Origin of the sequence: Solibacillus sp. FSL R7-0668, assembly GCF_038006205.1 — a bacterium.
In the GTDB taxonomy this organism is placed as follows: Bacteria; Bacillota; Bacilli; order Bacillales_A; family Planococcaceae; genus Solibacillus.
Genome location: NZ_JBBOUU010000001.1, coordinates 1,241,291 through 1,253,589, shown reverse-complemented (window position 1 = coordinate 1,253,589; position 12,299 = coordinate 1,241,291). Strand labels below are relative to the sequence as shown.

General features: G+C 40.0%; 11 protein-coding genes. 2 read left to right on the top strand and 9 right to left on the bottom strand.

Features of this window, described 5'->3' with window-relative positions; genetic code table 11:
- Positions 1–152: 152 nt before the first annotated feature.
- The 9 genes from lysA to xerD all read right to left on the bottom strand — a co-directional run bounded on the left by lysA (position 153) and on the right by xerD (position 10,302).
- Positions 153–1,472 (bottom strand): diaminopimelate decarboxylase, encoded by a 1,320-nt coding sequence (gene lysA / locus MKX47_RS05890; RefSeq protein ID WP_340772146.1) that lies wholly within the window; start codon positions 1,470–1,472, stop codon positions 153–155.
- Between the two features lie 102 nt (positions 1,473–1,574).
- Positions 1,575–3,017, bottom strand: coding sequence for a spore germination protein (locus tag MKX47_RS05885; protein ID WP_340772145.1), 1,443 nt, complete (start codon positions 3,015–3,017; stop codon positions 1,575–1,577).
- Between the two features lie 4 nt (positions 3,018–3,021).
- Positions 3,022–3,792 (bottom strand): SigF/SigG family RNA polymerase sporulation sigma factor, encoded by a 771-nt coding sequence (locus MKX47_RS05880; protein WP_340772144.1) that lies wholly within the window; start codon positions 3,790–3,792, stop codon positions 3,022–3,024.
- A 12-nt stretch (positions 3,793–3,804) separates the two neighbouring features.
- Entirely contained in the window at positions 3,805–4,245 is a 441-nt protein-coding gene (spoIIAB, locus tag MKX47_RS05875; protein ID WP_340772143.1) for an anti-sigma F factor, read from the bottom strand.
- Positions 4,230–4,592, bottom strand: a complete 363-nt coding sequence (locus tag MKX47_RS05870; RefSeq protein WP_340772142.1) for an STAS domain-containing protein — start codon at positions 4,590–4,592, stop codon at positions 4,230–4,232. Before MKX47_RS05870 ends, spoIIAB begins: the two co-directional genes overlap by 16 nt.
- A 275-nt stretch (positions 4,593–4,867) precedes the next feature.
- Positions 4,868–6,625 (bottom strand): SulP family inorganic anion transporter, encoded by a 1,758-nt coding sequence (locus tag MKX47_RS05865; protein WP_340772141.1) that lies wholly within the window; start codon positions 6,623–6,625, stop codon positions 4,868–4,870.
- 171 nt (positions 6,626–6,796) lie between these two features.
- The gene (locus MKX47_RS05860; RefSeq protein ID WP_340772140.1) at positions 6,797–8,101 is read right to left on the bottom strand and encodes a pyrimidine-nucleoside phosphorylase; all 1,305 of its coding nucleotides are present in this window, start codon (positions 8,099–8,101) and stop codon (positions 6,797–6,799) included.
- Positions 8,102–8,114: 13 nt separating this feature from the next.
- A complete protein-coding gene (deoB, locus tag MKX47_RS05855; RefSeq protein ID WP_340772138.1) occupies positions 8,115–9,293 on the bottom strand; it encodes a phosphopentomutase in 1,179 nt (392 codons plus the stop codon).
- A 106-nt stretch (positions 9,294–9,399) separates the two neighbouring features.
- On the bottom strand, positions 9,400–10,302 hold the full coding sequence (gene xerD / locus MKX47_RS05850; RefSeq protein ID WP_340772137.1) for a site-specific tyrosine recombinase XerD: 903 nt from the start codon (positions 10,300–10,302) through the stop codon (positions 9,400–9,402).
- A 187-nt stretch (positions 10,303–10,489) separates the two neighbouring features.
- Between xerD and MKX47_RS05845 the strand changes: the two genes are divergently transcribed.
- Both MKX47_RS05845 and MKX47_RS05840 read left to right on the top strand, forming a co-directional pair.
- Positions 10,490–10,885 carry a MerR family transcriptional regulator gene (locus tag MKX47_RS05845; RefSeq protein ID WP_340777726.1) on the top strand — a complete coding sequence of 132 codons (396 nt, stop codon included), beginning with the start codon at positions 10,490–10,492 and terminating at the stop codon, positions 10,883–10,885.
- Positions 10,886–10,921: 36 nt separating this feature from the next.
- The gene (locus MKX47_RS05840) at positions 10,922–12,238 is read left to right on the top strand and encodes a hemolysin family protein (protein WP_340772136.1); all 1,317 of its coding nucleotides are present in this window, start codon (positions 10,922–10,924) and stop codon (positions 12,236–12,238) included.
- Positions 12,239–12,299 lie beyond the last annotated feature (61 nt).

Below are 12,299 nucleotides of genomic sequence, written 5' to 3'. Positions count from 1 at the left end.
CAATTTTCCAACGTTACAATGTAAGTGATACTTTCCTAATTTGATAGTTTATTTACTAGTGGACTAATGACATATATGAAGAGTAGCGCCCAAAAGATAATGCCCGCTAATAGCCCTAATCCCCATTTTCCCTGCTTTGACAGTTTCAACGATTACTCACCCTTTTTCAATGTTAACGGCAGATCATTTACAACTAAATCTTCATAACTTTCACGTTGAATTGCTAATTGATGCTCCCCATTTTCTACAAACACAACTGCTGGACGTGGGACACGGTTGTAATTTGATGCCATTGAATAGCCGTATGCCCCCGTACAGAACATCGCTAAAATATCACCTGTTTCTGCCTTTTGTAAGGCCGCATCGATGATTAATTTATCACCAGATTCACAAAGCTTCCCTGCTACAGTATATGTACTTGTTTTTGCGTTGTTCGCTTTGTTTGCAATAACAGCCTCATATTTTGCATCGTATAATGCTGGGCGAATATTGTCACTCATCCCACCATCAACCGCGATATACTCGCGCACGCCAGGTACTGTTTTTTGAGAGCCAATTGTATAAAGGGATGTACCAGCGTCTCCAACTAAAGAACGACCTGGCTCAATCCAAATTTCAGGCATTGTTAAGCCTAGCTTTACACTTTCTGCTTGTACGGTTTTAATCATATCCGCTACATACTCATGAGGTTCAAGCGGCTTGTCTTCTGCTGTATAACGAATACCAAAGCCGCCACCTAAGTTTAATACGGGTGCTTCAAAGCCATACGCCTCTTTCCAAGCACCCATTTTTTGCATAACCTTACCTGCAGCTAAGCTAAAGCCTTCTGTTTCAAAAATTTGCGAACCGATATGGCAATGTAAGCCTAGTAGTTGGATGAACTCATCATTCACTACTTGTTGGAATGCTTCATCTGCTTGACCATTATTTAAATCAAAGCCAAATTTTGAATCAGCTTGACCCGTTGTAATAAAATCATGTGTATGTGCTTCAACACCAGGTGTTACACGTAATAATACGTTCATTTTTTGATTTTTGCTTTGTGCGATTTCTTTTAAAACAGCGATTTCATAAAAGTTATCTACTACGATACAACCAATTTTCGTATCGAATGCCAGCTCAAGTTCTGCAATCGATTTATTGTTACCGTGGAAGTGAATGCGTTCTGCTGGAAACCCTGCTTTTATAGCAGTATATAATTCGCCACCTGATACAACGTCAAGCGATAAGTTTTCTTGTGCTGCTAATTGATACGCTGCGACACAGGCAAATGCTTTAGAAGCATATGCAACTTGTGCCGTTACACCTAATTTTTCAAATGTATCGATAAAGCCGCGCGCACGTTTTCGAATTAACGCTGTATCATAAACGAATAAAGGTGTTCCGTATTGCTTTGCTAACTCCACAGAGTCAACGCCACCAATTGTTAAATGGCCTTGTTCGTTAATTTGTTGTGTACCATAAAAATGCATGTCATTCTCTCCTAACTACGATTAGTCGCCCTAATATTCTTAAAAGTCACAAAATATTATATGAGAACTTTAACATAGGAAAGAGTGTCATGCAATGTGCCTTCATGCGCGTTTTCGCTGTTTAGCGCCAATGATATACGGCCGTAATGCGTCGTCTGACATTGGAAAGCGAATAAATACTCGTAAAAATGCTTTTGGAAAGAATGGAACAAGCGGCCATAAATAGGGCACTTTCATCGGCTTTAATGCGCATAGATACGTAAATATCCCGAAAATCCCAATGAAAAATCCATTGATGCCAAATAGTGCTGTGGCCGAAAGTAGCAATAATCGGAATACCTTAACCGAAATACTTAATTCGTAATTGGGAATGGCAAAGGTAAATATTGCACTAATGGCTGTATAGAGCACCACTTCACTTGAAAATAAGCCTACATCAATAGCAATTTGCCCTATAATAATCCCGGCAATTAAGCCCATTGCGGTCGATAATGGCGTCGGGGTGTGAATGGCGGCAATCCGCAAAAACTCAATCCCGAAGTCTGCGATAATCAATTGCAAAAATAGCGGCACATTACTTTTTTCACTAATGCCGATATACGCTAGTTGGTCGGGTATAATTTGCTCATTAGTGACGAGCAAATACCAAAATGGTAATAGCACAAAACTTAATAGCACTGCACCAAAACGTAATAAGCGCATCATCGAGCCAATTAGTGGTGCTTGACGATATTCCTCGGCATGCTGTAATAAATGGAACATCGTCACTGGCATGAGCATAACAGAAGGCGATGTATCAACAATAATCGCAATATGCCCTTCTAATAAGTGAGCCGCAACGATATCCGGTCTTTCAGTGTAACGGACAAATGGGAGTGGATGGAATTTTTGCTTAAATAGCCACTCCTCCAATGATTTGTCACTCATTGTTAGACCATCATGCTTAATTTGTTGAAGTCGCTCGATAATCCATTGTAAGTGCTGCTCATTTACCAAATCATCCATATAGGCAATGACGACATCGGTTTGACCGTATGTTGACACATGGTGCATTTGATAGCGTAGCTCTGTACTACGAATACGCCGTCGAATAAGTGCTACATTTTGAATGACGTTTTCTGCAAAGCCATCGCGAGACCCTCGGATTACTTTTTCATTATCCGGCTCTTCTGGGCTCCTGCCTGGGTATTCACGAAACTCTGCCAAAAATGCATAGCCACTCAATGTGATAAAGCCAACTCGACCACTTAAAACCCCGAGTAAAAAATCATCGATGGAGGTTACTGGCTCTTTGCCATGATAATTAAAATGCTCATCGAAATAGAGGTTTTCATCATCAATTTCCTCAGGATACTCCCATTGCAAATTTGCTAGCAATTTGGTCAAGGTGTCCCCGTTTACTAATCCGCTAATATAAACGGTGAGTGTTGGGAGATTTTTGATTGTAATTTCTTTTACACATACGTCAAAAGTGTGATCCGTGTCAAAGCGTGACTCAAAGAATCCTTTTGCAATTTCTTTTGATGTAAATAGTTGATTCTTCATTTTTTCACCGCTTACTTGTTATTGGTTGTTCTAGCCATGTTTTTAATTGAGCTAAAATCTTTTTCTCTAAACGAGATACTTGTACTTGAGAAATACCGAGCCTGTCCGCAATTTCCGTCTGTGTTAAATCTAAATAATAGCGGAAATAAATAATCGACTGTTCTCGTTTTCCTAAACGCTTCAATAGATCTTTGAGCGTAATATAATCAAAGGCAAGCTGGGATTTATCATCACGCATTTGATCCATCAGCGTAATCGAATCCCCATCATTTTCAAACAGCTGATCGTGTAGGCTCGCTGGGTCACGCATGGCATCTGTCGCCATTAAAATTTCATCCGGTGATACTTGTAAAATCGCAGCAAGCTCTGCAATAGAAGGTGATTTTTCATTTGTTTTTAAATATTCATCTGTCGCATGGCGAATTTTAAAATTAAGCTCGCGTATTGAACGGCTCACTTTCACCATCCCGTCGTCTCGTAAAAAACGTTGGATTTCCCCGATAATCATCGGCACGGCATAGGTTGAAAATTTCACCTCATAGGACAAATCAAATTTATCTACAGATTTCATCAGCCCGATACAGCCAATTTGAAATAAATCTTCTAGTTCTACCCCACGTGATGCAAAGCGCTGTACAATCGACCACACAAGCCTTGTATTGCCTTCAATCATCCGTTTCCTTGCCTCGGTATCACCTTGTTGAGACTGTGCAATAAGCTCACGCATATGCGCTTGTGTTAGTAACGTTTCAGATGACTGTTCGATTTTCTCCACCCCCTTAAATCGTTATGTCACATATGCTTGCAGTGGAGAAATTTGCTTTGTAAAAGTGATGATTGTTCCTTCACCAAGCGTAGATTCGATTTGTAAAAAATCCGCAAAACTTTCCATAATCGTAAAGCCCATACCTGAACGTTCCAGCTCGGGTTTCGTTGTATATAGTGGTTCACGGGCTTGATCTATATTGGCAATACCGCAGCCCTCATCCTTAATTACCACACTAATTTCTGCACCATGGCGTGTGGCATGCACCGTAATAATGCCGTTTGGATTATGTGCATAGCCATGAATAATCGCATTAGAGACTGCCTCAGATACGATTGTTTTGCATTCAGATAGTTCTTCAACGGTCGGATCTAATTGCGCCATAAAGCTTGTAACGGCAATACGTGCCAAACTTTCATTTTCACTACGCGCTAAAAATGTAAGTGTCATTTCGTTATCCATTGAAAATCCCCCTTGCTACGTAAAATGACCTGTTCTTCTGTCGCAAAACATATAAATTTTGATAATCCTGAAAATTGAAAGATTTTTTGCATCGTGGGTGACGGATTAAGCAGCATTGTTTGTCCATCTACCGCTCGTAGTTCACGCATTCGTCCAAGTACTAATCCAATTCCTGCGCTATCCATAAACTGCAAATGCTCTAAATTCCAAACAAGTAGCCGCACATCTCCTTGTAAAATTGCTTTTGATATATCTCCGCGTATTTTTTCAGTTTCATGATGATCGAGCTCCCCATACAGCTTCACAATTAATAGCTGATTCGGGTACATCGTTACATTAAAATTCATACATGCCGCCTCCTTCTAGCTTCGAAATTCGGCAACGAGAATCTTTTTCCTATCACGTTGACAAAACAAGTGCACGTTCGCTATAAGTAGTGGATTTACGACAGCTAGATGCAGTATAGGAAAAAATTCTATGTTTTAATCATCTTCAGCTAGAAAAAAACAATTCGTGTAAATTAGCGGGAGTAGATGTCTATTCATATTCGGATTACACGATTTATAGCCACAAAAAAACAACTGTCCAAAAAGAGAAGTTACTCTTTTAGACAGTTGTTTGATTAAATCATTGTTTCAATAAGCTGTTTGGATTGTTCTAATTGCTCACCATTTGCAAGCTGCTGACATTCTCGAAACGCAAAATGCTTACAGCCAAAGCACTTCGTTTGATTAATGTACGAAATGGCCTCCGTAATCGCCTCTCCTGTTGATGAATAAAAATGTTGCGCACCAATCAATTCAAGCAACCCACTGCGCTCAAGCATCGTTTGTAAGCTTGGCTGTGCCCCACTAACAAACACGGCCCCACCATTACTTTGGAAGTTTTGAACGATATTACGGAAATATTCCTCGCCAGTTGAATCAATATAAGGCATATTCCCTAGACGCATAATAAATACAGCCGGTCGATAGTGAATGGTCTTTAAAATCGATTGTTCAAATGTTTGTGCCGCGCCAAAGAATAGCGGGCCGTCGATTGTATAGACACTAATTTGCGGACAATCATGTGTATCTGACACCATTTGTGATTGTAACTTGCCACCATGCTCTTCTAAATTCGGCAGCACCTTTTTCACCGTCAGTATATTACTCATGCGTTTTGCAAATAGTACAACCGCTAAAATTAACCCAACTTGCACTGCAAACGTTAAGCTTGTAAATACAGTTAATAAAAAGGTAATTACCAGCACAAGCGAATCTCCTGATTTAAGCTTTACAATATGTAAAAAGTGATGACGTTCACTCATATTCCAAGCTACCATCATAAGCACGGGTGCTAAGCTCGCAAGCGGTATATGAATTGCCATTGGTGCGAGCAACACTAATGTCAACAGCACAAAGACGCCATGGATAATGCCTGATATAGGAGAAGTGGCGCCTGATTTAATATTGGTGGCGGTTCTAGCAATCGCTCCTGTTGCAGGAATTCCCCCGAAAAATGGTGTCACGATATTCGCGACCCCCTGCCCGATTAATTCACGATTACTCTGATGTTTGCTATTTGTCATCCCATCCGCTACAACCGCTGATAATAAGGACTCGATCCCGCCAAGCATTGCAATGACAAATGCCGGACCAATTAAGAGATACATCCGTTCAAACGTAATTTCAGGAAGTTGAAATTGTGGCAAAGTATTTGGAATTTCGCCATATGTTGAGCCAATTGTCGCTACTTGTCCTTGTAAAAACAGCACCGTAATCATGGTGGACACGACAATGCCAATGAGTGCTCCTGGAATTTTCGGTAAAAGGCGCGGTGTTAATAAAATCAGCGAAAGGCTAATTCCTGCTACAACCACACTATAATAATTAAATGTTCCAATATTGGACGCAATCTCTAGCACATTCATATGAAACTTTTCATGCTGCTCCATATTCGATAAGCCTAAAAAATTGCCCACCTGCCCTGTGAAAATAATGACGGCAATTCCTGCTGTAAAGCCCACCGTCACAGGTCGCGGAATATACTTGATGAGCGTTCCGAGCTTAAACACCCCCATCAAAACGAGCATAATGCCCGACATCAAGCCGGCAATCAATAAATTTTCATAGCCATAGACGAGCACAATCCCAAGTAAAATCGGCACAAACGCACCTGTTGGCCCACCGATTTGATATTTGGAGCCGCCTAATAATGAAATTAAAATACCTGCAATTATCGCCGTATAGATGCCATACTCCGGCTTTACCCCTGATGCAATAGCAAACGACATCGCTAGGGGAACTGCGATAATCCCAACAATCGTCCCCGAAATTAAATCCTTCTTAAAATGTGCAAATGAATACCCCTCAAATCTCCCTGACCATTTCAAGTACATAAGACCCCTTCTTTACAGTAGGATGAAAGCATGACGATAAACACTCGTAAAACAGAAAACAATATACACAAAACAGTATTATTATGCATATTCTACCACAAATATAAAATATTTAAAGAGCAAAAAAAGCCTATTGCGAAATTTGTCTTCGCAATAGGCTTTAGCTAACTATTATTCCGTAATAATCGCTTCAATTAATTTTGGCGCTTCTACTTTTTCAGCAGAAATATGGAAGTGTGCATAGATTTTTTCTAATACATCCTCTACATTTTCAGTGTTGGCATGAATCGTCATAATGGACTCACCCTGAGATACTTTGTCTCCTACTTTTTTGTGTAGCACTAAACCAACCGCTAAATCGATTTCTGATTCCTTCGTTGCACGACCTGCGCCAAGTAACATAGCCGCCGTACCGATATCATCTGCTTCGATTTTTGCAACATAGCCCGCTTGTTTTGCCGGTACGTCGATTTTGAATTTCGCCTGTGGTAAACGTGTTGAATCATCTACTACTGAAGCATCGCCACCTTGAGCTGCGATGAATTTTTTTAGCACTTCTAACGCCGCACCATTTGCCACAACCTCTTCAAGCATTTTGCGTGCCTGTTCGATTGTTTCCGCTTTCCCGCCAACAACAACCATTTGAGAGCCTAATGTGTAGCAAAGCTCCTTTAAGTCTGCTGGACCATTGCCCTTTAATGTGTCAATGGCTTCTTGAATTTCCAACGCATTTCCGATTGCAAAGCCTAATGGTTGGCTCATATCTGAAATAATTGCCATCGTTTTACGTCCAACGCTATTGCCGATTTTCACCATTGCCTGAGCGAGCTTGATGGAATCATCCACCGTTTTCATAAATGCACCGTCACCTGTTTTTACATCAAGTACAATTGCATCTGCACCAGCTGCAATTTTTTTCGACATGATGGAACTAGCGATTAACGGAATACTCGAAACCGTACCCGTTACATCACGTAATGCATATAGCTTTTTGTCCGCAGGTGTTAAGTTCCCTGATTGACCGATTACCGCCATGCCGATTTCATTTACTTGCTTTGAGAATTCCTCGCTCGTTAATTCAACATGGAAGCCTTCAATTGACTCTAATTTATCGATTGTACCGCCTGTATGTCCTAAACCACGACCACTCATTTTGGCAACAGGAACACCAACTGCCGCTACCATTGCTGCTAGGGGTAATGTCGTCGTATCGCCCACGCCACCCGTTGAATGCTTGTCTACCTTGACACCAGCAATAGAAGAGAGGTCGATTTGATCGCCTGATTCGACCATTGCCATCGTTAAATCTGCGCGTTCTTGGTCTGTCATGTCTTGGAAATAGATCGCCATACATAACGCACTTACTTGATAATCAGGAATGGAACCATCTGTATAGCCTTCCACAAAAAAGCGGATTTCCTGTGTTGAAAGCTCTTCGCCATTACGCTTTTTTTCTATAATATCAACCATTCTCATGTTGATTTCCCCCTTATTTCAATTCGTTTAAGAAGCTCTTTCCAAATTCCGGTGTAGCAATATTAAAGTTTTCCGCCACTGTTGCTGCGATATCTGCAAATGTTTCACGCAATGGTAATTCTGTTCCTTGCTTGAAGCGTGGTGAGTAGACAAGTAACGGAACATATTCACGCGTATGATCTGTGCCTGGGAAGGTTGGGTCATTGCCGTGGTCAGCTGTAATCATTAATAAATCGTCTTCCGTTAATGCTTCCAAAACTTCTGGTAAGCGGCGGTCAAATTCCTCTAATGCTTCCCCATAGCCAATCGGATCACGACGATGACCAAAGTTGGCATCAAAGTCTACTAAGTTTAAAAAGCTCATTCCGTGGAAATCACGACGCGCGGCCTCTACCATTTTGTCCATGCCATCTGTGTTATTTTTCGTGCGAATGGCTTCGGTTACACCGTCCCCATTGAAAATATCAGAAATTTTTCCAATTGCAATGACATCAAGACCAGCATCTTTCATTTCAGCCATTGTTGTACGTCCAAATGGTGTTAATGCATAATCATGACGATTAGACGTACGTGTGAAGCTCCCCGGTTCGCCAATGAACGGACGGGCAATGACACGACCAACTAAAAATTCAGGGTCTAATGTCAATTCACGAGCAATTTCACAAATCTTATATAGTTCTTCTAGCGGAATAATGTCTTCATGTGCCGCAATTTGTAATACAGGGTCAGCAGATGTATACACGATTATAGCACCGGTTTCCATATGCTCTTTTCCAAAATCTTCAATTACGGCTGTCCCGCTATAAGGTAAGTTACAAAGCACTTTGCGACCTGTTGCTTCTTCAAGCTTTGTAATGAGTGCTTGTGGGAAGCCTTCTGGATATACTTTAAAGGGCTTGTCAATGTGTAGGCCCATGATTTCCCAGTGTCCTGTCATCGTATCCTTCCCTACAGAAGCTTCTTGCATCATGCCGTAAAAGGCTGTTGGATTTTCGCTTTTGGCGATGCCTTGTAGTGCATGAATATTCGATAAACCCATTTTTTCGAGCGTTGGCATATTTAAGCCGTTCATTTTTTCTGCGATATGGCCTAATGTATGTGCACCCACATCACCAAATTTATCCGCATCTGGTGCTTCACCAATTCCTACTGAGTCCATTACGATTACATGTATTTTTTTAAAAGGTTGCATTTTTACTGTTCACTCCTCTTTCTTCACTCCTATTTTACATAAAAAGTCCCAATAAATAAAGGTCAGACATCCGATTATTGAAAAGGTTTTCAAAAAATGATTGTCTTTACGCTCTCGGATGGAATTGTTTGTACACTTCGGATAATCTTGTTTTGCTAACATGTGTATAAATTTGCGTTGTGGAAATATCAGAATGCCCCAATAATTCCTGCACTGCACGTAGGTCTGCCCCATTTTCGATTAAATGCGTTGCAAAGGAATGACGTAGCACATGCGGTGTAATTTCTTTCGTGATTCCAGCCGTTTGCGCATGTTCTTTTATAATTTTCCAGCACCCTTGTCTCGTAAATCCTTTCCCTCTTTGTGTAATGAAAAACGCATCATTTTTCGGGGCATTGCCGAGTAATTGCGGTCTTGCCTCGTTCAAATAATTGGTACATGCCGTTAGTGCACCCCGCCCGAGTGGAATAATTCGTTCCTTTCCGCCTTTACCAAATACGCGCACAAAGCCCATCGTTATGTGCACATCCTCCAAATTTAATGCAATGAGCTCGCTTATGCGCATGCCAGAGCCGTACATCATCTCTAAAATCGCAATATCTCGAATTCCTTGTGGCTTTTCAATGGACGGTGCTGAAATAAGTGCATCTATATCTTCTATAGAAAGCACTTTCGGTAAAGTCTGTTCCTTTTTAGGCATTTCTAAATGTACCGTCGGATCTTGGTCACACACTTTTTCACGTAATAAAAATTGATGAAACGAACGAATCGATGAAATTTGTCTCGAAACGGTTTTGCTCGATTTGCCGACCGCTCGTAAACTATCTAAATACAGCAAAATATGTTCTCGAATAACTTGATTGAAATCTGACTTTTTTTGCTCATGATACAAATGCCTTGCATATGCTAGTAAATCTCTTTTATAGGATTGCAATGTATTGTCTGATAATTGACGTTCTACTTTTATAAAATGAAGATAGTCTTCGATTGGATCTGTTAATGCTTGCATCTATTTCGCCTCACTTCATACTTATAGTCATCATTTTACCATTTTCTAATGCTTCATGTTATTGCTTGCCCCTATCATTCACAGTCATAAAAATCTAGCCTCTTCATACAGCGTGATTAATTTACATTTTCTTTAAATTACGTTATCCTTAAAAGTATAACGTGATAGATGGGAGTGATATTTTGGGATCGACAAATTAAAAATTGGTGAGCTTGCCTCTGCTACGGGAGTAACAAAACGAACAATTGATTATTATACAAATTTAGGCTTGCTATCAGTTGAACGTTCTGCCTCCAATTATCGCTACTATGATAAAACAATGATCGAACGAATTCATTGGATTGAAAAACAAAAGCAACTTGGGAAATGTTTAGATGAAATTCATAACATGCTATCCCCTACAGAACAAACGCACGAAGAAATCGATATTCAAGATATCCGTTTACAAATGCGCAAGCTAGAACAAGATGTCACGATGCTAATGGGAAATCTAGACGACAAAGAACGTAAAAAACTGCGTAAAAAAGTATCGCCTGAAAGTGTTGCACTCATGCAATCGCTTTTATTAATTTTAAATAACTAGGAGGTGAACGTTCTACTTCGTGAGTAGGACGCTTGTTTGACCACAGTCATTAACTTAATCATTTTCGCGATATTAATCGCATTAACTGCCTTTTTCGTTGCAACAGAGTTTGCGATTGTTAAAGTGCGCCAATCTCGTATTGATCAGCTTGTTGCTGAAGGAAAAACCGGCTCATTGGCTGCCAAAAATGTTACAACCCATTTAGATGAATATTTATCTGCCTGTCAGTTAGGTATTACTGTTACTGCATTAGGTATCGGTATGGTTGGTGAATCTACATTTGAGTTTATATTGCACCCAATGTTTGAATCAATCGGTATCTCAACAGATTATATCCACTGGTTTACATTAGGCGGGGCATTTTTCCTTGCGACATTCTTCCACGTAGTTGTAGGTGAACTTGCGCCTAAAACAATTGCCATCCAAAAGGCTGAAATGATTACACTAGCATTCGCAAAACCAATTCAATTGTTTTATAAGCTCATGTTCCCATTAATTTGGCTCTTAAATGGCTCTGCACGTTTATTATTAAAATTATTCGGTATGAAGCCAGCTGGCGAGCATGAATTATCACATACAGAGGAAGAATTACGTTTGCTTCTTTCTGAGAGTTATAAATCAGGCGAAATTAATAAGAACGAGCTAAAATATGTAAACAATGTATTTGAATTTGACGATAAAATTGCGCGCGAAATTATGGTGCCACGTACCGATATTATCGGCTTTGACAAATCCGCTACCTTTGAAGAGGTGCTAACAGTAGTTTCTGAAGAGCGCTATACACGCTATCCAGTATACGATGGTGACCGCGATAATATTTTAGGTTTCTTGAATATTAAAGATTTCCTAACACTCGGCATGAATAATCGCATTAACCCAAAAACTTTTAAACTGGTGGACTTTATAAACCCCGTGATACGCATTATCGAAACTACGCCGATTCAAGACTTACTTCAAATTATGCAAAAAAAGCGTATTCATATTTCGGTTTTATTAGATGAATATGGCGGAACAAGTGGTATGGTTACGGTAGAAGATATTTTAGAGGAGCTTGTCGGTGAAATACGTGATGAGTTTGATGACGATGAAATTCCAGATATCCGAAAAATTGACGAAGATCATTACCTCGTTTATTCCAAAGTATTAGTCGATGATATTTGTAAGCTGCTATACTTAGAAATTGAAGATCCAAACGTAGATACAATTGGTGGCTGGTACTTTACGAATATGCCAGACTTACATTTAGATGAGTCGTTCATTTATGAAAACTATGAATTTAAAATCCATGAAATCGATGGATTGCAAATTCAATATTTAGAAATTAAAAAGCTTCATGATGTAATTGAAGCCTAATAGAGTAAGAGCAAACGCATGAATCCACTTCATGCGTTTTTTTATGCAGAAAATCCTTTTT